The sequence below is a fragment of the uncultured Granulicatella sp. genome (assembly GCF_963521425.1).
Classification (GTDB): Bacteria; Bacillota; Bacilli; order Lactobacillales; family Aerococcaceae; genus Granulicatella.
The window spans coordinates 24,819-48,842 of sequence record NZ_CAUQUN010000002.1 but is presented as its reverse complement, the minus strand read 5'-3'; the positions used below and the strand labels follow the sequence as shown (position 1 = coordinate 48,842).

The 24,024-nt window shown below is 32.6% G+C and carries 25 protein-coding genes and 1 pseudogene; 4 read left to right on the top strand and 22 right to left on the bottom strand.

Features of this window, described 5'->3' with window-relative positions:
• Positions 1-220: 220 nt before the first annotated feature.
• The 5 genes from RWO76_RS00960 to RWO76_RS00940 form a co-directional block, all read right to left on the bottom strand.
• Positions 221-754, bottom strand: coding sequence for an isochorismatase family cysteine hydrolase (locus RWO76_RS00960; RefSeq protein WP_314353702.1), 534 nt, complete (start codon positions 752-754; stop codon positions 221-223).
• A gap of 421 nt (positions 755-1,175) precedes the next feature.
• Complete coding sequence (locus RWO76_RS00955) at positions 1,176-1,361, bottom strand: hypothetical protein (protein ID WP_314353701.1); 186 nt, start codon at positions 1,359-1,361, stop codon at positions 1,176-1,178.
• Positions 1,362-1,647: 286 nt separating this feature from the next.
• Positions 1,648-1,830 (bottom strand): hypothetical protein, encoded by a 183-nt coding sequence (locus RWO76_RS00950; protein WP_314353700.1) that lies wholly within the window; start codon positions 1,828-1,830, stop codon positions 1,648-1,650.
• A 23-nt stretch (positions 1,831-1,853) separates the two neighbouring features.
• Positions 1,854-2,045 (bottom strand): hypothetical protein, encoded by a 192-nt coding sequence (locus tag RWO76_RS00945; protein WP_314353699.1) that lies wholly within the window; start codon positions 2,043-2,045, stop codon positions 1,854-1,856.
• A gap of 125 nt (positions 2,046-2,170) precedes the next feature.
• Entirely contained in the window at positions 2,171-2,308 is a 138-nt protein-coding gene (locus tag RWO76_RS00940; protein WP_314353698.1) for a hypothetical protein, read from the bottom strand.
• An 823-nt stretch (positions 2,309-3,131) separates the two neighbouring features.
• Here RWO76_RS00940 and RWO76_RS00935 point away from each other — a divergent pair.
• Positions 3,132-3,284: pseudogene (locus tag RWO76_RS00935) on the top strand (site-specific integrase); the annotation flags it as partial.
• A 1,832-nt stretch (positions 3,285-5,116) separates the two neighbouring features.
• Here RWO76_RS00935 and RWO76_RS00930 read toward each other — a convergent pair.
• The 7 genes from RWO76_RS00930 to RWO76_RS00900 form a co-directional block, all read right to left on the bottom strand.
• Complete coding sequence (locus RWO76_RS00930) at positions 5,117-5,698, bottom strand: hypothetical protein (RefSeq protein ID WP_314353697.1); 582 nt, start codon at positions 5,696-5,698, stop codon at positions 5,117-5,119.
• Positions 5,699-6,300: 602 nt separating this feature from the next.
• Complete coding sequence (locus RWO76_RS00925) at positions 6,301-8,823, bottom strand: phage/plasmid primase, P4 family (RefSeq protein WP_314353696.1); 2,523 nt, start codon at positions 8,821-8,823, stop codon at positions 6,301-6,303.
• On the bottom strand, positions 8,823-9,230 hold the full coding sequence (locus tag RWO76_RS00920) for a hypothetical protein (RefSeq protein ID WP_314353694.1): 408 nt from the start codon (positions 9,228-9,230) through the stop codon (positions 8,823-8,825). The genes RWO76_RS00925 and RWO76_RS00920 overlap by 1 nt, the downstream gene beginning before the upstream one ends.
• Positions 9,231-9,367: 137 nt before the next feature.
• The gene (locus RWO76_RS00915; RefSeq protein WP_314353693.1) at positions 9,368-9,565 is read right to left on the bottom strand and encodes a hypothetical protein; all 198 of its coding nucleotides are present in this window, start codon (positions 9,563-9,565) and stop codon (positions 9,368-9,370) included.
• A 52-nt stretch (positions 9,566-9,617) separates the two neighbouring features.
• Positions 9,618-9,905: a hypothetical protein gene (locus RWO76_RS00910; RefSeq protein ID WP_314353692.1), complete on the bottom strand. Its 288-nt coding sequence runs from the start codon at positions 9,903-9,905 to the stop codon at positions 9,618-9,620.
• 20 nt (positions 9,906-9,925) lie between these two features.
• Positions 9,926-10,054, bottom strand: coding sequence for a hypothetical protein (locus tag RWO76_RS00905; RefSeq protein WP_314353691.1), 129 nt, complete (start codon positions 10,052-10,054; stop codon positions 9,926-9,928).
• A 45-nt stretch (positions 10,055-10,099) separates the two neighbouring features.
• Complete coding sequence (locus tag RWO76_RS00900) at positions 10,100-10,306, bottom strand: helix-turn-helix domain-containing protein (RefSeq protein WP_314353689.1); 207 nt, start codon at positions 10,304-10,306, stop codon at positions 10,100-10,102.
• Positions 10,307-10,447: 141 nt separating this feature from the next.
• Here RWO76_RS00900 and RWO76_RS00895 point away from each other — a divergent pair, with 141 nt between their 5' ends.
• The gene (locus RWO76_RS00895) at positions 10,448-11,053 is read left to right on the top strand and encodes a helix-turn-helix transcriptional regulator (protein WP_314353687.1); all 606 of its coding nucleotides are present in this window, start codon (positions 10,448-10,450) and stop codon (positions 11,051-11,053) included.
• A gap of 68 nt (positions 11,054-11,121) precedes the next feature.
• Entirely contained in the window at positions 11,122-12,261 is a 1,140-nt protein-coding gene (locus RWO76_RS00890; RefSeq protein WP_314353684.1) for a tyrosine-type recombinase/integrase, read from the top strand.
• Between the two features lie 119 nt (positions 12,262-12,380).
• Here RWO76_RS00890 and sufB read toward each other — a convergent pair whose 3' ends face one another.
• Genes sufB through sufC form a run of 5 tightly spaced genes read right to left on the bottom strand, consistent with a single transcriptional unit; the run spans position 12,381 to position 17,509 of the window.
• On the bottom strand, positions 12,381-13,775 hold the full coding sequence (gene sufB, locus RWO76_RS00885; RefSeq protein ID WP_006702908.1) for a Fe-S cluster assembly protein SufB: 1,395 nt from the start codon (positions 13,773-13,775) through the stop codon (positions 12,381-12,383).
• A gap of 2 nt (positions 13,776-13,777) precedes the next feature.
• Positions 13,778-14,227, bottom strand: a complete 450-nt coding sequence (sufU, locus tag RWO76_RS00880; RefSeq protein ID WP_314353682.1) for a Fe-S cluster assembly sulfur transfer protein SufU — start codon at positions 14,225-14,227, stop codon at positions 13,778-13,780.
• Complete coding sequence (locus RWO76_RS00875) at positions 14,214-15,449, bottom strand: cysteine desulfurase (protein WP_314353680.1); 1,236 nt, start codon at positions 15,447-15,449, stop codon at positions 14,214-14,216. Before RWO76_RS00875 ends, sufU begins: the two co-directional genes overlap by 14 nt.
• A complete protein-coding gene (gene sufD / locus RWO76_RS00870; protein WP_314353679.1) occupies positions 15,436-16,728 on the bottom strand; it encodes a Fe-S cluster assembly protein SufD in 1,293 nt (430 codons plus the stop codon). The genes RWO76_RS00875 and sufD overlap by 14 nt, the downstream gene beginning before the upstream one ends.
• 10 nt (positions 16,729-16,738) lie before the next feature.
• Entirely contained in the window at positions 16,739-17,509 is a 771-nt protein-coding gene (sufC, locus tag RWO76_RS00865; RefSeq protein ID WP_006702912.1) for a Fe-S cluster assembly ATPase SufC, read from the bottom strand.
• 222 nt (positions 17,510-17,731) lie between these two features.
• On the opposite strand from sufC, the gene RWO76_RS00860 reads away from it, so the two are divergent.
• A complete protein-coding gene (locus RWO76_RS00860; RefSeq protein ID WP_314353678.1) occupies positions 17,732-18,478 on the top strand; it encodes a gamma-glutamyl-gamma-aminobutyrate hydrolase family protein in 747 nt (248 codons plus the stop codon).
• Positions 18,479-18,738: 260 nt separating this feature from the next.
• On the opposite strand, the gene RWO76_RS00855 is transcribed toward RWO76_RS00860, so the two are convergent.
• From RWO76_RS00855 to RWO76_RS00835, 5 genes are all read right to left on the bottom strand, one after another.
• Entirely contained in the window at positions 18,739-19,998 is a 1,260-nt protein-coding gene (locus tag RWO76_RS00855; RefSeq protein ID WP_314353676.1) for a peptidoglycan bridge formation glycyltransferase FemA/FemB family protein, read from the bottom strand.
• Complete coding sequence (locus RWO76_RS00850) at positions 19,988-20,365, bottom strand: glycine cleavage system protein H (RefSeq protein WP_314353674.1); 378 nt, start codon at positions 20,363-20,365, stop codon at positions 19,988-19,990. Before RWO76_RS00850 ends, RWO76_RS00855 begins: the two co-directional genes overlap by 11 nt.
• Positions 20,358-20,723, bottom strand: a complete 366-nt coding sequence (locus RWO76_RS00845; protein WP_314353673.1) for an arsenate reductase family protein — start codon at positions 20,721-20,723, stop codon at positions 20,358-20,360. Before RWO76_RS00845 ends, RWO76_RS00850 begins: the two co-directional genes overlap by 8 nt.
• Before the next feature lie 12 nt (positions 20,724-20,735).
• The gene (locus RWO76_RS00840) at positions 20,736-21,983 is read right to left on the bottom strand and encodes an FtsW/RodA/SpoVE family cell cycle protein (protein ID WP_314353672.1); all 1,248 of its coding nucleotides are present in this window, start codon (positions 21,981-21,983) and stop codon (positions 20,736-20,738) included.
• A 409-nt stretch (positions 21,984-22,392) separates the two neighbouring features.
• Positions 22,393-23,751 (bottom strand): FAD-dependent oxidoreductase, encoded by a 1,359-nt coding sequence (locus RWO76_RS00835; RefSeq protein WP_006702918.1) that lies wholly within the window; start codon positions 23,749-23,751, stop codon positions 22,393-22,395.
• Positions 23,752-24,024: the final 273 nt, after the last annotated feature.

Here is a 24,024-nt window from a genome sequence, read left to right as displayed (position 1 = left end):
TTATTCCCCTATCATTATTACAGTTTTAAATTTTATAAGTGCAAATATCTTATAAAATACTCACTTAACTTAATATATCACAAATTTATTAACTCGTAAAATATATATATAAAGTAAAAATAACTAAAAGTTTACAATTCTAAGTAAGACAAACTCCTTAAATATCTACTGAATTAATTAAACAATTATAAACTATTATTCTCAATTTTTTCAGAAGTTACTATTGATTATCATTTTTACTTTCAAATTCATCAAGATATAATACTTCTACTTGACCTGACCAATCTAATATACAACCAATAAAATCCACAATATCTAAATCCTTCATTTCATAGGTATCTCCATTATTGACACTGGCAGTTACATCTTCAATATAAGTTACTTTATATCCTCTATCTGAAGCAATAATAGCAGAAAATAAGCAACAATATTCAGCATTTAATCCTGTAATCACAACTTCTTTAATTTGATGCTTCAATAAAATATTAATTAACTCTTTAGATTGAAAAATATTTGGAGTATTTTTTTCAATAATATAGTCTGCTAAAACTGACAATTCTTTATCTAAACTTCCACTTTCATTTCCATTGTAAATAATACTATTTTCATCTTCATCAATATGTCTCGTATTAATGATGATATCTCCATTTTGTTTAAAAATGTTTTGTAACGTTAAAATGTTTTTTCTTAACTCGTCAAAATTTCCACGTTCTAACATTCCCTTTTGACAGTCTAAAACAATTAATGCCTTCATTTGTTCTCCTTTATAACATTCTTATATATTATAGTTGCATAGTGACAATATCATTTCTACCTCACTACTCTCTGATTTTCATTAAACCAAAATTATTCATTTTGTACAAGAAATAGAAGTAGTGAATCTCTGATACTTTTTCTGGTACTTTTCCCATTCCAACTAAAAAATGGCAAGTTATTAATTAGAAGGATTTAATTTATGATAAAAAAATAGCGCTATAATGCGCTATTTTTATCGGTTAACTAAACGAACCTTCCATTTTACAATTGAAATTAATAGCATTTTACAACACCTTACAATGCTTATTATATCAACATTCTTTTAAATTGCTACTTTGTATAAATTGACTTAAAACAACACAATTGATGGTCATTTTGATGGTCATTTTCCACTCCCACGGTAAGATTGAAAAAAGAACCTAACTACTCATAGATGCTTGATTTTTATTGTATTCAAGATTTCTTTTCTTTAATTCTTCTAAAAACACGTTTGCTTCTTCCTTAGATGTTAAATCAATATTTATTGTAATTTTCATCAATTGTTCATTAGACATTTTTGAAAAATCCAACATTTCAACATCTGGGATTCCTTTTATTAGGGACATAGCATTTCCTCCAATACTTCAGAAGTTTGTTTATTTCTTCCTTATAGCTTCTTATCTATATTTTTTGCCGAGTTCGAGTGATTTTTTTCTATACTCCTCAAAAGAAATCTTATCGTTTTCAAATAAATCATACAATTATTCTGATGCTTTCTTCAATTCTGGTCGAGAATCAAAATAATCCTTATAACTTTCTTCAACTTTTCTTTCTCGCTCAATCAAAAGTTCTTCTTCGTTCATGGTAAGATGTAAACCTCCCATTTATTATAATCACGTAATTACAGCATTCTTAACTATATTTTTTACCGATTTCAAGAGCTCTTTTTCTGAGTTCCTCTGGCGTTATTTTCTTTTCATTAAGAAGAACGTACAATTCATCTATTTCTTCACTCATTCCGGGACGAGAATCAAAATATCTCTCATATCCTTCAGCTGCTCGTTTTTCCCGTTTTACATATTCTTCGTCAAGCATAAACATATACCTCAATTTTATATTTATACTAATCCTAAAAGTTTCATACGGTGGTTTTCGATGAATTCTAATTCTTCTGGGGAAAGTAGATTCAAAGGATAGTTATCATCATTATCATCTTCTGTCCATTCTTTATTGATATCATATTTTTCTTCTAAATATTGATATATATCAACTCCGATTCTCTCGCAAATTTTTTCATAAGTTAATGACAATTATAACACCTCCATAAATATCCCTAAACGACCAACATCATCTATAAACTCTTTTACATTATTGTACTTTTTATTGTTCTATTTATCAATATGATTATCATATCTTTTTCTAATCAAAAAAGCACTTAGCTTTCACTAGGTGCCGGAGTTTGTTTTTGATTTTTTTCTTGTTTTTCTTCTTCAATCAATTCTTCTAACATTTTTTTAAAGTGTTCTTTTGGATTTTTGATATATCCACCATCAAGAACGTATCTATTTTTCATCCGTTGCACCTACCTAACTTTAAATTTTACACCATAATTATACAAAATTTTGCTAAAGAGGGGAAATCTTTATGGTTCATTAAACATAAACATATTCCTCATTTTTTATTTATCACTACGCTACTACAATCATATATTTACTTTGATACATTATCAATTATAATTTTTCTCTTTTAAAATATAAATATGCGACTACTTATAAAAGAGTCGCCTGTGTTTTTATTTAACTGCTTCTAAATCATCATTTAAATCATTATCTAAAAAGTTTAGAATTCCATTGATCCGTGTAACAATAGAATTCAATGAACTGCTATTTAGAATTAAGAATTCTAAACTAATTTCATTGACATTTCGCTCTAACTTACCTAGTAAATCTCTTGTACGTTCTCTAAAATATTTTAGTAATGCCGTTAGTAATACTTAATGTACCTTACTATCTTTATTTTATAAAGTTGCTCCAAAAGTTTCCATCGCCAAAAAATTGTTTTTTTTTTAATCAATGAGATTCATTCCTGTTTCAACTGAAACATTATCTGAACATAATAATACTACTACTGAATTAGATAAGTTTTTGTTAATTTAAAATTTCCATTTGTTTTCTAATTCTACTAATAATGAAGACATTACTTATTTTATATTATTTACTGAAACTTCAAAATCATTACGCTTCACGAATTGTGATTCAACAGCTTTATTTTTACTAATATCATTTATACCTAGATTTTTAAGAACCCTTTAAATTCTTCATCAATCTGTTTTGTTTTTACTAATAAATTTGCAAATAGGAATTTTAATTGTATTTTTTGATTCCCACCTATAATAACATAGTCATTGCTCTCTACTCTTTGAAATGAATACACTGCAAGAAAGATTAGGTCACTCAAATATCAAAACTACCATGGATATTTACACTCATGTAACTGAAAAACAAAGAGATGAAATAGCTGAAAATTTTGCAAAACATTTAGGATTTTAGAAATCTCTGGCAAAATCTCTGGCAAAAATCAAAAAATAAACAAAAAAGCAAGCCTAGGAACGCTGTTATATCAACGTTTCTAGCACTTGCTAGGGTTTTATCCCACACTACCTTCCATTTTACAATTGAAATTAATAGCATTTTACAACACTTAACAATGCTTATTATATCAACATTCTTATAAATTGCTACTTTGTATAAATTGACTTAAAGCAACACAATTGATGGTCATTTTGATGGTCATTTTTCCACCCCTATGATAAAGATAGAAACAGCATCTTACTGTTTGGTAAGGTGTTTTTAATTTGCTTAATTATTACTATTTAAATATAATTAATTTGTGTTTCCCGTTTCCATTATACACCAATAGGACTTTATCGTATATAAGAGGTGCTAGCCGTTGCTAGTGCCTTTTTTGTGTTTATTAACAGGTATGCAAAAAAAAATTAAAGGGAGAATGTGTACACAAATGGGGGTCGCGGTCTTTAGGGTCGATTTTACCCCATGATTTCCCTATGGGGTATGCCTATACTGTCCCCTATTCCCTCATTTATTAGGTTTATTAGGCTTCTATGAGTACTCTCCTTGCTAAGTTGTTATATTATTTACTCTTGCAAGATTGTTTGTTTAGTTGATTATCTAACTCTTCCAGTCTATCTTCTTTTTCCTTGCTTACTATGATGCTAGTTGAGTTGCATCTTATCTTGTTTCTTGCATCATCTTGCTGTTAGATTTTCTTATCTCTTTATGATGCTGTTGATTACTGTTGCTCTCTCTTTATTAGTCAGTTTATTTACTCATTTATAATCATTCAATCTAGTTTGTTATCACGTGTTTAGATGCATTGATAGTTAGATAGCTAGATAGATTTCTAGTGCTTAAGAAAATGTCAACTTTTGTCAGCAATTCAATTGTGCTAGTCGTTCATCTATATAGTTTTTTATCCCAACATTTTCCAACAATTTTAGTTAGTTAACCGTTCATCTATATATTTTTTACGCCAACATTTGCCAACGTTTTAATATGTTTTACTGTTTATACTTAAATTGTTTAGCCTGTAAAAAAATAATCTAGTTTAATATTGATTGTTACTTGCTCTTCCTCTATTTACTCATTCATTCAGTTAGTGCGTTAAATATGCTCTTATTTGTCGATTTTCGCCCTCTGTTGCGTTTCGCCAATACATATTAATTACTAACCAATTCATGAATTAAAATCTCATACGTGATAAATATAAACGTACAGTAACGGTAGCATCATAAACTGTATTTCTTATTTAAAACAAAAAAGCCGAATTAGTTTTACAAACAATCACTTTAATTACGGCAATAATTAATCTGATAATAAAACTAATCGGCTAACACCATGGGGCAAGTAATAATCTTGCTTACCCTATCTTTATGTAAGGTAGTTAAACACCTTACCACCCTATTAATAGGAAGGGAGTGGAAAGCATGAAAAGCAGAACTCAAAAACGACGTGAAAAACATCAAGAGAAAATAGAAAAAGTCCAATTATTCTATTACGTTTTTAGTATAGTAGCAACGGGAATTGCTACTAGCGTACTAATTCTCAAAATGCTTTGTTCGCCCACTCTCATCCTATTGAAATTATATCAAAGAAAGGAATGAAACGCAATCAGTTACCTTCTAACAGCAAAGACTTGTAACGTATCTAACTCGTTCATATTCGCTTATTTTCTGCTTTATTTGAGTCTTACATTGTATGATGCAACACGCCTGTAACACACGTTTTTTTGCATCATCTTTTCCTGTTTACTTTCATGATTACAGCATCTTGCTATTTAATTTTGAGTACAAAAAAAGAGGGAGTTAACCCTCTCTTGCTTGTTTGGCTTTATATTCTTTAACCACGTACTTAAATTCTGCTTTATGCACTAAATAATAACGGTCTATAACCCCATCTTCAAACTTAATTTCTTCATAGTTTTCTTTATCATTTAAGTGTTTCAAGTCATTTTCAAGTTGTTGAATTGCCCAATATTCGCTTATTACGCTTTCTAATTCATCTTCTTTAACATTGAGCTGTATAGACTTCATACCTTCTAATGGCTCTGATAGCAACTTAACTATATATCGCCACTCTTTAACAGCATTTGTTTTTTTATTATAGATTGGATAACCTTTAATTGCTAGAGTGCAATAACTTAACTCGATTACCACGCCTTCATAACTGGTTATTGTAATATCGTCTATACATGGGTTGAAATAATATTTTTGAGTCCATGGTTCACGTGTTTGATAACCACCAACATTGATTTGTATTCCGTCAAAATCTCCTAGCTCTGTTGTATAGATTGGATTTTTTATTCCGGCTTCTTTCGCCTGTATTACAGCTCCATATATAGCATAGTCTGGATTTTCGCTATATGAAGAAATTACCTCTTGTGTCATATATATGCACACTCCTTAAAATGAAATATTGATTTGAGGGTTTCCTTATCATGCAATTAAATTCCTCATCTATATTCTTCTATCTCATTCATTTAGCATATTCTATCTACAATACCTTTAATTTCTTCCTTGTTCCCTCATCCTTTTTCCCTCACCTATATTATACTAGATGCTACAATTTTATGATAGTAATACACCTTTTACACAGCAAAAAGGACGGCTTGTACTTACCGTCCCCTTGTTTTTGATTAAATTAGCTTTAATATTAATATCAAAACCGACTTTAATGCATAAAACCGACTTTAAACCGACTTCTTTTCTAGTCAAAGTTGGTTGATAAAACATTGTCATATCAACGTTTTTAAGCAACAAAGTACACAAAACCGACCAACCGACCTAAAAACTCACTTCCTATATAATTATTTTATTTTTAAAACTTATTTATGTTTTATATCTTAAAGTTTTTATTTTTTTATTTTTTCTATAAGAAGTTGAAAATAAAGTCGGTTGGTCGGTTTTCAGTTAAAAACATTGTCATATCAACGATAATCCGACCGACTTCCCTTTATAATAAAGTTGGTTCAAAGTCGGTTGGTCGGTTTTTAAATATCGGTTTCTTTAATAAACATAGAATGGTAAGCCCTACTTTCTTTTTCATAATTATAGTTTATATCCCATTCCTTTACATTATCTGTATATAATTGCCAATCTGCTTGATGAAATGCTTCTAAAGGCTTTTTGTTATTTTTATCATACTGCCACCCTTCAGCTTCCATATATGGTTTAAGCTGTTTAGTAAATGTACGTCGAGAAATTTTAGTATTTCTATTGTTTTCTTGTAAATACACAGCTTTAAAATCTTCATACAAGAATTTTATCGGTAAACGGGTACTTGTAAATTGTGGTATACGTTCCTCAAAATAACGTGCAACAGGGTCACTATCCGAGATGATTTCTTGAATATATTGCTTGTGTTCCTCTGTTTGTATCCATTCCCCACTTAATACTAAATGTTCCAAAGCCTCTTTAGCTATCCATTCTAATAAGCGTGGGTCTTTAATATATTTTTCTTTTACGTTAGGATTGTTTTCTTTACCTTTAAAAGCTTTTTTAAATTCAATAATACGTAACCGTCTGGTAAGTCCGTCAGTTACATCACCAAAATTAGGTAACCCATTCATTGATTGCACTACTTGACAATTGAAATGATGAGTTTGTGCGTTCTCTCCTTTAGCTTCAACTTTCAACGGTTCACCAGTCACCATACTCTTTAGATTTGCACTATCAGCGTTATAATCTTTAGGTGAATTATCATCACCAATAACTAGTGCTTTTCCGACTGCTCTTGAGATATCAAAACGCTTTTCGATATCTTGCAATCTTAAAGCAACGGTATTTTCTTTGCCTACTAAGTTTTTTAGTAAGTGTTCAAATGTACTTTTACCACTTGACCCAACTCTACTGAATAGCAATGCAACATGACCACTAGGCTTGTTTGTATGGATTGTACTGGCTATTAATTGCCACAAAAGCTTTTTCTTTTCTTCATCTCCACCCATTGCAATATCTATCCATTTGCTAAAAGTCCAACCATCAGGGAATACTGGTTCATCAGCATCAGGATTATAATTCACTCCAATTGTACTTTCAAAAACAAAATTAGGGCTAAATGGTTCTAATTGTTTAGCATCTATATTATAAATTCCATTCTTAAAAATAATGTAATTATAATCTGTTTCTCTCTCTCTGTTTTCAGCTTCATTTAACAACATATCTAATATCTCCTTACATTCATTTCTTGTTAAAGAACGTTCACCCGCTCTAAAAAGTGTTTTTCTATAATACTCACTACTATCATATATACCTGTATCGGGATTATAAATACCTAAATAACGTGTATCAGCATCATAACTACCTAACCTACCCATATCACAATGACGTTTCATAATATCGGCTACAACTCGTCCTGGTGGTCTAGGCTTTTTTACCGTTCCATCTCTTTTCGTTTCTTCATGCTCTATTTTCCATTGTTCAATGTCTTCACGTATACGTTTTTTTATTTCTTCAGACGTGTCAGACTTCTTAAATTGTCTATCAATTCTAACTCTAAACCAATAGTAAAAGCTCCATGGATTTTTATAAACACCACGTTGTAGCATGTAGTGGAGTATACTTAAATTCCCTATCTTATTTTTTGTACCATGTATCCAGTTTGTATTCCCTAAAGCAAGGATTTCAACACATTCTACCCCAGTGTCATAATCAATCTCATCAGTACTAATGGCTTTAGCAATAACAAACATATCTGTTACTGATTTATCATAATCCATTAATTCAGCTTCATTTACTGCTACATAACGTTTTATGATTTCAATAGCATCATCATGGGGTATATTTCCGTTACCATTGAATTTGGAGGCGTATTCTCCCGTAATTTTCTCTGTCTGCTTAATTGGTGGCTTCATATCCTTGATATCTGGAGTTTTTAGCTTTTCTCCCTCAATGTATACTGCATCAATATGAGAATTTTCAGGAGTAACTACTGGTAACCCTGCAAACTTTTGCCAATCGTTTATAACACTTTTATCGTATTTAATCCCTATTGTTTCTGCTAAGTCTGTAGCAACTTCCTTGTATTCGTATTTTAATAGTGGTCTATCTGTTTCAAATACTACACGCCAACGTGGAAACTTATCTGTATACTTAATAGTTGGGTATATATAACACTCAACATTAGGCTTTTTCTCTTTTATGATGCGTATCAAGTCATCTAGTGAAGGCGTGTCCTTATCATCATAATCTAATGTAATAACGCTCCTTCTTATGATGCTTTCTATATTACGTTTTAATTGATTTTTTTCATCTCTTTCTATAGACCCAACCATGAAATAATACTGATTGTTTTTGACACCTTCCATTTTTGCATAGTGTCCAGCTATTTCATCATCAACATACGGGTATTTTTCTTTCATTTGTTCAATATCGCCATCTAAGAGATTTGCACCTTTAACCACTCTGGTAGGAGTATAGTTCTTTAACCAATCAATAGGGGCAATAGGTATAAGCTCTATTTTATCTTCTTTAATTGTTCTATTAAACCAGCCTTTTTCAATATAAATTGGCATTAGTATTCCCCCTTTCTTGTAGCATCTGAAAGGGTTAAATTAATCTGTATTTCTTTAAATAAGGTGTTTAGTCCATTTTCTAGGGCATAACGTTCCTCGTATCTGCTGTAGTCTAAATAGCTTCCAATCCAACTAGCTACTAATGGGAGTGGTGCATATTCTAATATTTGTTGCGTTAACTCTTCCTGTATTGCTAAGTGTTTATAGTACTGTTGCCTATGCATCATATCTATCTCTTTCATTCTATGATGCCGTTCTAATACCTCTAACTCATTCAAGTTTATAGCTTGCATTTTAGTTAGCACAGTTACTACATTACTTACTTTTTGAGCATTATCTTCCGTTTCAATTTTAGCTAACTTTAATAGCATTTTTAATAACTCTTTGTATTCGTTATTTACGTTCATTTAACTCTCCTTTTCTGTATAAGATAAGGCAGTAACATATTTGAATAACTCATCTACTCATGCTATAATAAAGTATATTGATTTGAGTTATATATATGTAATTTTGCCTAGGTGCTAGTTTCTGACTAGTGCCTTTTTTATTTGCTGTAAGTTTCGATAATACACACCTTGCTATCTACCTCCTTTATTTGCACCTCTAGTAGCTTGTCAGACGGCATTTGTCTGTTATCCTGTACTATTTGTAGTGCTTTCTCTACCGTACAATCCTTTAATAATGTAGCAATGATATATAATTCATCTGTTTCTACAATCTTTGCATAACGTGGCATTTTCATGTTTATCTGCTCCTTTATTTCTGTATTCTTTTTCATCATGGGGGTGATTATTTTAAAATTTCTTTTTGTCTAAAAATTCGTGTACATCATACATATCAAACATGATTTCTTTACCCTTATAAAAGCTCTTTAAGCCCTCTCTTTGCCACTGCTCTACTACTCTAGGGGCACAGGTAAAATACTCACATAAGCCTTTTTTATTCAAATAACGTGTATTTACGTTAACCTTTATTTCTTGCTTTGCTGTATCAACTGCCTTTCTTGCTAGTTGTAGCACGGTATTATATAGCTCTTGTTGCACGCTATCTGGTAAATATACTGGAATAGCTTGTAACTCCATTTCATTCACTCCTTTCTCACTCAATCCATTATTTCATCAGACTGATTTCTTATATCATTTGCCAACCACACACCGTAAGCAATACCTACTACAAACGATATGCCCACGGTTAAAATTAGTTCGATATTTTGCATCATACCTACACTCATTCTTTTCACTCTCCTTTCACATTAGAACTTTTTAGCACTTTTTGTTTAAAAGAATATTTCTTCTAAAGTGATATTAGAAAAGTATGGTGTCAACATTTTTTTAAACAATAACTTTTCATTGTCCTTGAATGCCGTTCTACCAGTTTCTTTGTTAATATAGCTTGAAATACTAATGTTTAATTTGCTAGCTACCTCTTTTTGAGTCAAACCTAACATTATTCTATATCCTTTCACTTTGTCTTTACTTTTCATGTTCACACCCCCTTTCAGCACTTTACAACACTTATGATAATACTTGATATAATACTTGTCAAACAAAAAGTAGCACTTTTTTGCACTTTTCCTTTTATTTTTTAAAGTTTTGTAGTACTATTAGTCTTAAGAGGTGAAAGTATGAATACAACTATTGACAAAAAACTTATAGGAGAAAGAATAAAAAACATACGCCAACAAAAAGGTATGACTTTAGAAGAATTTGGCAAAATGTTTGGAGCTAGCAAAAGCAATGTTAGGTCATGGGAGATAGGCAAAAACCTACCTAATCCTGAAAGACTCAAAACGATTGCTAAGATAGCAGATATTTCAGTAGATACACTATTGTATGGAAAAATGAAAGAAAGAATATCTAAGATGCTTTCTCAAATAGCAAAAACTAATCCTAAATTTAACTCTATTGACGTTAGAGGTGTTACTAGAAGGGTATACCATGCCTTACCTAGTCTGGACTACACCAATAAAGAGTTAGAAGAATTTATTATGCATGAATTAGAAACACTATTTGTAGATGGTGTACCTCAAGAATTAACAAAAAGCAAGCCTACTGATTTTAGTGATATGGTTAAATTCTATTCAAAAGAAATTATAACTCTACTAGAAAGAAAACAAGCGTATATGATGCAACATGAAAAAGATAGCGTGAAATTAGACTTGCTTAATGAAATGATTACTATCCAACAAGATTTCATTTCTAAGCTTACTCGATATATTGAAACAAAATAATCACAGCATTTTATGATGCAATGCCTTTTTATTTTCATCATGGGGGTGGAATTAGAAAGGAAAACATTATGATACAAGAATATAGATTAAAAGATGGAACAAAAAGATATTTAATTAAATGCTATATGGGTTTAGACTCTCTAACTGGTAAACGTATTACTACTACTAGAAGAGGGTTTAGAACACAAAAAGAAGCCTCTCTAGCAGAAGCTCGATTAAAATTAGAATATGAAGAAAAAACATTTAATGCTAAGAATAGTAAATACACCTTTCAACAGATATACGAACTCTTTCTAGTTGAGCATAAAAACACCGTCAAACCAGGTACTTATGCTACTACTAGAAGATATGCTAAATTGCACATACTGCCTAAAATCGCTAATAAGAGGATTGATAGCTTCACGGTGTTAGATTGTCAAAAACTTGTCAATCAATGGGCAGAATATTTCAATAGTGCTAAATACCCTAAAGGAATTACACAACAAGTATTTGATTATGCTATTAAGATGAATATCATTACAGATAATCCCATGAGAAAAGTAAAATTGCCTAAAAGAAAAGAAACGATAAATGAGGTCAATAAATTTTACAATACTGATGAATTAAAACATTTTTTTGATTGTGTTAAGGACTATGGAAACATGAAATATCTAGCCTTTTTTAGACTACTAGCCTTTACTGGAATGAGAAAAGGAGAAGCTCTAGCACTCAACTGGTCAGATATAGACTTTAATAAAAAGCAAGTCCATATTACAAAAGGTGTTGTTTTAGATGAAAATGAAATACCAATCATTTCAACCACAAAAACAAAAAAATCAGTAAGAACGGTTAGCCTTGATGATGAAAGTCTTGCAATACTGAGAAAATGGAAACTAGAACAAGCTAAAGAACTCATGAGTATTGGTATCAACTCACTGAATAAGCATCAATTACTATTTACCTATGATGCCAATAAGCTGTATCGTCCTAGCTATTCTAACTGTTGGCTAGAACAAATTATCAAGAAATACAATCTAAAAAAAATAACTATGCACGGTTTCCGTCATAGTCACTGCTCTCTACTCTTTGAAATGGGAACACCTATTCAAGTAGTGCAAGACAGATTAGGTCACACTAATATTAAGACTACCATGGATATTTACACTCATGTAACTGAAAAACAAAGAGATGATATAGCAGAAAACTTTGCAAAACACATTGGCTTTTAAGTCCAATTTATACCTTTTTTTGAAAAGTGATGGTCATTTTGATGGTCATTTCCCATTTTAAACAAAAAAGCAAGCCTAGGAACGCTGTTATATCAACGTTTCTAGCACTTGCTAGGGTTTTATCCCACACTACCCTCCATCTCATACGCAATTAATCGGTTTAATTCAACTGCATATTCCATTGGAAGTTCTTTAGTAAATGGTTCAACGAATCCCATCACAATCATCTCTGTTGCTTCAGATTCACTAATCCCTCTACTCATTAAGTAGAATAATTGTTCTTCAGAAATTTTTGATACTTTCGCTTCATGTTCTAATGCAACTTTATCATTATGAATTTCATTAAATGGAATTGTATCTGATTTCGATAAATCATCCATAATAATCGTGTCACACTCGATATGAGAAATTGAATAATCAGATTTCTTACTAAATGTTACTTGTCCACGATAGTTTACAACACCACCATCTTTTGCGATTGATTTTGAAACAATCGAACTAGAAGTATGAGGTGCATTATGAATCATTTTTGCCCCTGTATCTTGGTGTTGTCCTTCTCCGGCAAAAGCAATGGATAACATTGTTCCTTTTGCATAAGGTCCTTCTAAAAATACAGAAGGATATTTCATTGTTGTTTTTGCTCCTAAGTTTCCATCGATCCATTCAACCGTTCCATGAGCTGCTGCACGAGCACGTTTTGTTACAAGATTGTAGACATTATCAGACCAGTTTTGAATCGTTGTATAACGACAGTATCCACCTTCTTCTACGAAGATTTCTACAATCGCAGCATGTAAGCTGTTTGATGAGTATGTTGGTGCAGTACATCCTTCAACATAGTGTACACTTGCACCTTCGTCTACAATAATTAATGTACGTTCAAATTGTCCCATATTTTGGTCATTAATACGGAAATAGGTTTGAAGTGGAACATCACATTTTACGCCTTTTGGTACGTAAATAAACGTTCCTCCTGACCATACTGCTGAGTTTAATGCTGCTAATTTATTGTCTGTTGGTGGTACTAATTTTGCAAAATATTTTTCGAATAATTCTGGGTATTCTTTTAATGCTGAGTCTGTATCGGTGAAGACAATTCCTAGTTTATCAAATTCTTCTTTCATATTGTGATACACAACTTCTGACTCAAACTGTGCAGATGCCCCTGCTAAATAAGCACGTTCTGCTTCTGGAATCCCAATTTTTTCAAATGTATCTTTGATTTTCTCAGGAACATCATCCCAAGAACGAGCAGGTTTATCACTTGCACGTTTGAAATAGGTAATCGCATCAAAATCAATATCTGATAAATCTGCTCCCCATGTTTGCATTGGCATTTTTTCAAATGCTTTTAAAGATTTTAGTCGGAATTCAAGCATCCATTCTGGTTCGTTTTTCATTTTTGAAATTGTACGAACTACTTCTTCGCTTAATCCAACTCCACTATCAAATACGGGCGTTACATCTTCATGAAAGCCATACTTGTAATCTTCTAATTCTGGAACTCCACTCATTTCTATATTCCTTTCTTGTTTTTCTGTTCAACTGCTTTTTCTAATGCCTTCCATGCTAATGTTGCACATTTAATACGTGCTGGGAATTTAGAAACTCCACTTAGTAAGGCAGCATCTTCTAATTGATCTTCATTTACACTTTGTCCTTGCACTAATTTTGAAAAATCTTCTGCTAATTCCAAAGCTTCTGGTAAAGTTTTTCCTTCTAAAATATCACACATCATACTAGCACTCGCCATACTAATGGAACAACCTTGTCCATCAAATCGAGCACTTGTAATATGCCCATCATTTGATAATTCTAATTGTAACTGTAATACATCGCCGCAAGTCGGATTATTCAACTCAATGACTTCAGCTTTTTTTTCAGTTTGAATTCCTTTATGACGAGGAAAATTCGAATGGTCTAAAATCACTTGACGATATAATTGATCTAACTTAGATAAAGCCATCTGAGAAAAACTCCTTTACTTTTTGTAATGCTTCTATGAAAAATTCAGCTTCTTCCATTGTATTATAAATATAAAAACTAATACGGGCAGTTGAAGATACGCATAAATCTCTCATTAACGGTTGAGCGCAATGATGTCCTGCACGAATCGCTACTCCTTCCATATCTAAAGCTGTCGCTAAATCGTGAGGATGAACACCATCCAATGTAAATGAAATCACGCCACTTCTTCTTGAAACATCCGTTGGACCATGAACGGTCACACCTTCCATTTGTGTTAATTTTTCATAAACATACGCTACTAATTTTTGTTCATGGGCATGAATGTGATCCATTCCAATTTGTTCTAAATAATCAATGGCTGCTCCTAATGCAATTCCACCGGCAATATTAGGTGTTCCTGCTTCAAATTTCCATGGAAGTTCATTCCATGTACTTTCTGTATCATAAACAAAGTCGATCATTTCTCCGCCAAATTCAGTAGGTTGCATTTCTTCTAATAGTGCTTGTTTCCCATATAAGACACCAATACCTGTTGGAGCTAGCATTTTATGACCACTAAACGCATAAAAGTCGCAATCCAAGTCTTGTACATCGATTTTCATATGTGGTGCTGCTTGAGCTCCATCAACAACTAATATTCCTCCAACTTCATGGACGATTTGTGCTAATGCTTTAATCGGCTGAATCGTTCCTAACACATTTGAAGCATGCGCAATTGAAACGATTTTAGCTTTATGCGTTAAAACTTCTTTTGTAGCTTTTAAATCTAGTTCCCCTTCTTCGGTTAATGGGAGGAAGTTTAAACTAGCTCCTGTTTGAAGTGCTAATTGTTGCCATGGAACAAAATTAGAATGATGCTCCGTTTTACTAATCCAAATCTCGTCTCCTTCATGCAGGCGGTATTTGGCAAAACCTTGTGCTACCCAATTGATTCCAGTCGTTGTTCCTCTTGTAAACAATACTTCCTTTATCGAAGAAGCGTTGATAAATGCTTGAACTTTTTGACGACTCGCTTCATAGGTATCTGTTGCTAATTGTGCTAGTGTATGCACACCACGATGAATATTCGCATTATAATCGTGATAATACTCTTCGATACAACGAATCACACTTTCAGGTTTTTGCGTTGTAGCAGCATTATCCAAATACACTAATGGTTCATCATTAACGGTTCTATTTAAAATTGGAAAATCTTTTCGAATATGATTAATGTTCATCATTTTTCGCCAACTTTTGATCAATCATTTCTACTAATTCTTTTTGCGTATTTTGTGCAGGAATTGCACTAATTACTGAACCTAAGAATCCACGAATCACTAAACGTTTCGCCTCTGCTTGACTAATTCCACGGCTTGTTAAGTAGAATAATTGTTCATCATCCACTTGTCCCACACTTGCCGCATGTCCTGCTGTTACTTCATTTTCATCAATTAATAAAATTGGATTCGCATCACCACGTCCACCTTCAGAAAGCATCAATACACGGCTCTCTTGTTGAGCATCTGCGAATTTTGCTCCTTTAATAATATGTCCAATTCCATTAAATGTTAACGTTGATTTATCAAGAATAACTCCATGCTGTAAAATATGTCCCACTGAGTGGTTTGCATAGTTTGTCACTCTTGTATCAATCCCTTGAACTTGTTTACCAGTTGAAATGGCAACAACATTTACTTTTGCAGTAGAACCTGCCCCTCGTAATTCACTATCGAAGTCAGCGATCACATTTCCGTCATTCATAATTCCTAATGCCCATTCAATGGTTGCATCTTTTTCTAAATAACCACGACGGTTGATGTAGGCATCTGTTGGTTGACCTAATGTATCTACTGCAGCAAAATGAACTTTTGCTCCTTCTTTTGCAATCACTTCTACAATGATATTCGCTGTATTTTTACGGTCACCAATACTTTCAAAACGTTCCACATAAGAGAGTGAACTATTTTCTTCTGCCACAATTAATACGTGTTTTACGAATGCCTCGTCTACTGTATTATTTTGTACAAAATGAGATTCAATAATATCTTCTAAAACAACATTTTTAGGAACATAAATGAAAATTCCTGAATTAACCATTGCTGCATGATACGCTGTTAAGCTATCTTCATCGACTGGTACAGCTTTTGTCATATAGTATGGTTTCACTAATTCTGGATATTGTTGTAATGCTTCGAATAAATCCATTACTAATACATCTTGCATAGCTGTTTCAACATTCATCTCTTCCCAGTAAGAAACAGCTCCTAATTGAACAATTTTTGCACTTCCTACTGCACTTGGAATGTCTTTTTCTAATTCTGTAATGATTGAGTTTGCTTCTCCAATTTCACTTTGGAATAAATTCCAGCGGTGGAATTTTACGCGCTCAATAAATGGTAATGGTAATTGTTTCGCTAATTCCAATGCTTTTAAACGAATGTCTAAAAACCAATCTGGTTCATTCTTTAGAAGAGAGAATGAAGTCAGTTGTTCTGGTGTTACGGTTAATTTCTCTGCCATTCTCTTTCTCCTATTCTTGATGTTCTAAAGAAATTCCTAATTCTTCACTAATTCCTTTATATCCTTCTGCTTCTAGACGTTTTGCTAATGCTGCATCTCCAGTCATTACCACACGTCCGTCCATCATAATATGAACAACATCTGGTTCAATATAGTTTAATAAACGTTGATAGTGAGTAATAATTAATGATCCAAAGTTTTCTCCACGCATGGCATTAACACCACGAGAAACAACTTTAAGCGCATCAATATCTAGACCTGAGTCAATTTCATCTAAAATCGCAAAACTTGGTTCAATCATCATTAATTGAAGAATTTCATTACGTTTCTTTTCTCCACCAGAGAATCCTTCATTCAAGTAACGTTCTGCCATTTCTTCTGGCATATCTAAAATTGCCATTTTTTCATCTAATTTCTTAATGAATTCACGAACACCCATTTTATTATCTTCATCACGACGAGCATTAATGGCTGAACGCATAAATTCTGCATTTGTTACTCCAGCAATTTCACTTGGATATTGCATTGCTAAAAATAGACCTGCACGAGCACGTTCATCTACTTCCATTTCAAGAACGTTTTCTCCGTCTAATAAGATTTCTCCTTCTGTTACTTCATAACTTGGATGTCCCATAATTGCTGCAGAAAGTGTTGATTTTCCTGTACCGTTAGGTCCCATTACTGCATGGATTTCTCCAGTATTGATGGTTAAGTTAACACCTTTTAAAATTTCTTTATCTTCAATTGACACATGTAAATTTTTAATTTCTAATGTTGCCATTATTAAGCCCCTTTCAAAATAAATCCTCAATGATATAACAGAATTTTTTATCTGTCACATTAATAATATTTTATCTTAAATGAGAACGATTATCAAAAGATAACGTTTCGAATTCATATCTTCTACTGCAAGTTTTTCACTGATTTTCATATAAAAAACTTTTCATTTTCATGAAAATAGAGTATCATATAAACTACTTACAATGCGAAAGGGGAAAAATAGATGCAACAATATCCTTTAATAGGAATTTCAGGAAATCATCGTCAAGATAATACTGAACATGATACCTATATCCTATCTTATGCACCTAACGGATTTGTTACTGGATTAGAAAGAGCAAAAGCCATTCCAGTAATCTTACCGATTGTTTCTCAAGAAACAGCTCACGAATATATTTCAAGAGTTGACGCATTAGTTTTATCAGGAGGGCAAGATGTTTCACCTCTTTTATATGGAGAAGAACCTCATATTAATTTAGGAAGAACTTATCCAGTAAGAGATGCGTATGAACTTGCGCTAATTGAAGAAGCTTATCGTCAACGTAAACCAATTCTTGCCATCTGTAGAGGTATTCAAATTTTAAATGTTGCTTTTGGAGGTACTTTATACCAAGACATTCAATCGCAATATCCAGAATCAACGATTTTACATGTTCAAAAAACAATGCCTTCTACTGCTACTCATACAATTGAAATTGCTGAAGGTAGTGAATTATCTAAAATATTTGGTACAAAGACAGCAATCAATTCGTACCATCATCAAGCTGTTAAAGAGCTTGCTCCAAACTTCAAAGCAGTTGCTTGGAGTTCTGATGGATTAATCGAAGCTTTTGAATCGAATGAAGAAGGACATTATGTTCTAGCATTACAAGGTCATCCAGAAACAATGGTGAACGATGATGAAGGAATGCAAGAACTATTTAACCATTTTGTACAATACGTAAGAAAAAAAGACTTTTCTAATAAGTAGTAAATAGGACGCAAGCAGCCTCGCTTTTGCGAGGCTCATTGCTCATACTACATTGAAAAGTCTTTTCTCTTTTTTTATGTATTCTAATACTAAAATTGGAAGAAATAGACTTTTCTCCGTAGCAAAAGTAATAAAAGCCACTTTTAGTGGCTTTTATTACCCGAAAATTCGAGACTTTGGCTCGAATTTTAGCCATGAGACCGTAAGGTCTGCTGGCGTTATTTTTGCTACTCCAAAGAAAAGTCTATTTCTGGAGATTTCTATATTTTCTTAAATTTCGCAATCAATGCTAATAATGGATTAAGCGTTTTGCTAAAATTCCCCGCTAATTGAACGAGATTTCCTCCAAATTGACGCTTAAAGTTAAAGTTACCCTCGTTTTGATTTGCTTGGTTCGTTTCAATAGTTCCATAGAAATTATAATACTTATAACCGTTATCTTTAGCAAACTTCATCATTTCCCAGTTCAATAAACTTGAACCACCAAAGTTTAAGTATTCTTCATGAGAACCACCAAAAACTGAAATGACTTCATCCCCATAACACATAAATAAGTATCCTGATAAAGCTAACATTGGATTATGAATGTCTAATGCTTCAAAAGTTTTTTTACGTTTTTGATAACTAGCTAATTGATCTTTTGCATCAGTAATCAATCCACGTGTTTTCTTCACATGTTTCCCTTCAGCTTCACGGACAGCTAATTCTTTTTCCAATTCTTCTACTCGATTTGTAAAGAATTCAATTCTTTCTTGATAATAACCTTTGTATGCTTCTACATCTAAGAAGGCAACCATGTATTTTACTTTATCTTTAAAACTCTCTTTCATTTTTTTGAAATAAGTAAAATCTTTCACTGCAAATCCTTTTCTTAACGAAGTTTCTGTTAAGATGGGATAGAATATATCTAAATCATCTTGTTCCAATTCACGAATTTGAATATGAGATTCTGTCGCTTTTCTTAAATCACGTTTTAAAGAATTTGATAAATGATTATAAATATCATCGCTAGTCTCAAATAATGATAAATCTTTTCTAAATAACTGAAGAATAACACTTCCACCTTCTAAGTCTAGTGAGCGATGATAACCTGCTTCTTTAAAATAAGATAATAATTCAGGATAGTTACATTCTTCAAGAACTTCTAATGATTCATTTAAAACTTTATTCATTAAATAAGGATTCATTTCTACTCTAGAGATACCTTTTTCTTTTAAGAAAACTTCAAGACTTTCTAACATTTGTGGTAATAAAGACAATTCCTCCAAATGAAATAATGGACCTTGTACGATTACCGCTTCTTTAAAAAATCTAAAACGTCTACGTATACAAACTAATGCTTGAGCTATCCATCTTTCACCCTCAGTCCAAGAAATATAAAAAATCTCATCATAAAATTGACTACTCTTATGAACTTCTGCTATTTCATTTGTTTGTAAAAAATTAGCATTCTCAAATTCTTCTTGATGTTGATTGAAAACCTCTGCTGTAATGAATTGTACTTGCATTCTAGTTTCCACACCCTTCTTTCTTCTCACAAACGATTGGTAAATCTTTATCTAACAAACTCGCAAATGCAGCTTCATCCACTTCTTCTAATATATAAATCCAGTTCACAGCTATATCGACTTGATTTAACATTTCAGGATTGTCTTCTAATTCTGTATGCCAAGCGACTACTTTCCCTGATAATGGACTAACGAATTCCGTTACAGCTTTTGCAGCTTCAACACTCATAAATGAATCTTCTGTTGATAATGATTCTTGGGAAAATAATTCTACAAAACTAACATCTCCAATATCATCTTGTCCTTTTGGAGAAATACCTACTGTATAGCGATTTTCTTCTTTTTTAATCCATAATCCATTTTCACTATATTTAATCATTTGATTCACCTTTCAATAATTGTTCATATTGTTCTTCTTTAAACCCAAAGAAAACTGCATTATCACTGACTAATAATGGACGTTTAATTAGCATTCCATCACTGGCTAATAATTCCATCGCTTTAGAAGTTTCCATTGTTTTTATCACATCTTTTAATCCCAATTTACGATATAATTCTCCACTTGTGTTGAACACTTTTGTTAGAGGTAATGCACTTCTTTCAAATAGTACTTGTAATTCTTCTGCTGTTGGAGGTTCTTCACGAATATCTTTTACTTCAAATGAAATATTGTGTAGTTCTAACCATTTTAAGGCTTTCTTACAAGTTGTACATTTTGGATGGCTATAAATAATCATTTCTGTTCTCCCTTACGTTCTTGCTTTTAAAAATTCTTCTGGTAATTGTTGTTGTTGTCTTGTTTGTTGATTAAATGGATCCTCATCTTCTCCAAAAATATTACTCTTGAAGTGATATCTCATCGACATCATTAACCCAATTCCCATCATATTTCCTAATAGAGAAGATCCCCCTTGCGAAATAAATGGTAATGGAATCCCTGTTAATGGTAATAGTCCGATTGTCATTCCGATATTTTCTACAACGTGGAATAAAATCATCATAATTACTCCTGTTGCAATATAAGAATAAAACTCATTTTTTGTATCAAAACATACACGAATCATTTGATAAATTAAAATGAAATACACGGTAATTAAGAAGGTTCCGCCTAGGAATCCGAAGTTTTCACCGATTGTCGCAAAAATTAAGTCTGACTCACGAACGGGAACGTATACTTCTGAGTGTCCATATCCTTTACCGAACATTTTTCCTGATCCGATAGCTTTTAAGCTTTGGAATAATTGGAATCCTGCTCCACCTTGGTCACGATATGGATCTAACCATGAATCAATACGACCGAATTGATAATTTTTGAATCCGATATTTAATAATAATTGTCGATTATACACTACTAAGTAAATGAGTAATGAACCGATTAAAATGGCTGTTAAGATTAATGGTAATAAGATTTTCCAGCTAATTCCTGACATAATCATGACGCCTCCTAGAATCATTAAGAATACTAAGGTTGTTCCTAAGTCATTTTGTAGGATAACGAGTAATAAGGCTGGTAATGCATATGCGATTAGTTTGGCAAATAAATACCAATCGGTACTTCTTGTACGGTACTTTGTTAACATGTTATGATGGGTCGCTACTTTTGCGAGCATCAGGATGTAGAAGATTTTTACAATTTCTGATGGTTGGAAGGAAAAACCTCCTATTCTAAACCAACTTTTCGCACCAGTTGCGGCTGCGGTTCCTCTATCGTATAGGAATAGGACAGCTACTAAAAGTATGAGTCCTATGATGTAACTCAGGGTTGTCAGTTTCCAAAGTTGTTCTGAGTCAAATTGCATAATAATAATGATGGCAATTGTCCCAATAACATACCATACAAATTGCATGAGGACAGTTCTGAGTGATCCGTGTGCTACTTGAATATAGGTAGTTGATAGTAATGTTGCTATGCTGATTAGTGCTAGTAATAAGACGGGTAGGATGATTCCGTAATCGATGCGGGAATCTTGTTCGTCGTACATAATTTTCCTTTTCATTGGTAACTCCTTTTCTGTTATTGTATCTAATGTATGAGTTCTATATTCTGATGGAATATAACGTTCTTATTGTAACATAGAAACGAACAGAAATGCTAATTCAATCGTACTCTTTATTCTTTTTTAGAGAATACTCGTGAATAGTAAGAAAAAATCATTTTTACTGTAGCTTGGACGCCAGTAGCCCCCTTTGGGGTCTCTTGGCTAAAATTTGAGCCTAAGGTCTCAAATTTTCCCGTAATATAAGCCACTGCTGTTGTGGCTTATATTACTACTACGGTAAAATGTTTTTTCTTTCTATTCACTCTCCTTGATGTGAGGGGCGGTTATGTTATTAGGAGTGGCAAACATAAAAAAACGACAAGTGTCGTTTTGATACTTGTCGTTTTTATTTCATCTTTTAATGAAATTATTTGCCTTCAGCTAATACACGTTCTTGTTCTACTGCAGCTTGTCCTAAGATGTTTAAGTAGTTCCATGGACGGTCGAATACTGGTTGGAAGAAGAAGTCTACATATGCTAAGTCTTCGATTGTCATTTTGTTTTGGATTGCTAATGACAATGTGTTTGCAGAAGCTGTACAGTCGTATTTAGACATTACTTGTCCACCTACGATACGGTTTGTACCTACTTCGTAAACTAATTTCATGTAGATTTTTTCGTATGTTGGCATGAATTCTGGACGGTGGTTATCTACCACATATACAGAACGTACATCTAAACCAAAGTGAGGTGCGCTACCTACGTTTACACCTGTTGAACCAATGTTCCATCCGAATAAGTGCAATCCTGATGTAGATTGTGTTCCACGGTATTTAACTTTGTGTCCGTTAATGTTTTTACCAACTAAAGCACCCATACGTACAGCGTTTGTTGCTAATGGAATGTATGCGTGTCCTCCGTTAGGATTGTAGTTAACAGCACAGCTATCTCCAGCTGCGAATACATCTTTAACAGATGTTTCCATGTAGTCGTTAACGATGATAGCACCGTTAGGCATTGTTTCTAATTGGTCTTTTACTAAGTCGTTATTTGGACGGAAACCTACACATAAGATAACCATATCAGCTTCGTATTCGCCACCAGAAGTTACAACTTTGTTTACAACTCCGTTTTCACCTTCGAATGATTTAACCATTTCGTTTAAGCGAACTTGAACACCACGTTCACGTAAATCTTCTTCTAAGATATCAGTGAATTCTGGGTCTAAGTATTTGTTTAAGATACGGTCTAATCCGTCAACTAATGTTACTTCTTTACCTTCTAAAGCAAATGCTTCTACTAATTCGATACCAATGTATCCACCACCGACAACAACGATTTTCTTCTTGTCAGTTTTCTTAGCAAAGATTTCTTTAGCTTGGTTATAGTTTTTACATAATTGAACGTTTTCTAATTCACGTCCTGGAATTGGAGGAAGAATTGGCCAAGAACCAGTTGTTAAAACTAATTTATCAAAAGTTTCTGTTTTTTCTTCTCCTGATTTTAAATCTTTAACAGTTAAAGATTTACCTTTTGTATCGATGCTTGTTACATCGTGTTCCATATGAACTTCTGCTCCTAATGAAGCTAATTCTTCTGGACTAGAATAGAATAAGCCTTGAGGGTCTTTAACAACTCCTCCTACGTATAACGCAATACCGCATGATAAGAATGATACATTGTCATTTCTTTCATATACTACGACTTGTGCGCCTGGGTTGTCATTTAAAATTGTTTTTACTGCAGCAGTACCCGCATGAGTACATCCAACTACTACAACTTTCATTTTATGTTAGCCTCCTATGTTTTCATAATAAATAAGAATGATTCTCATCTACAAGTGATATCGTATACAATTTTTCGATAAAATGCAAACTTTTAGCTTACTTTTTTAATAATTTTTTTAATTTATTTTTAACCCTGTAAGTGTTTCATATGTTATAACATTTTTTATACAAAAGAAAAGGATTTTTAAGGTTATAAAAACGTCCAAAATATCTGAATATCTCTTTGCAAAAATCGCTTACGTTCTTTTAAATAAAAATACCGTAGACAATAT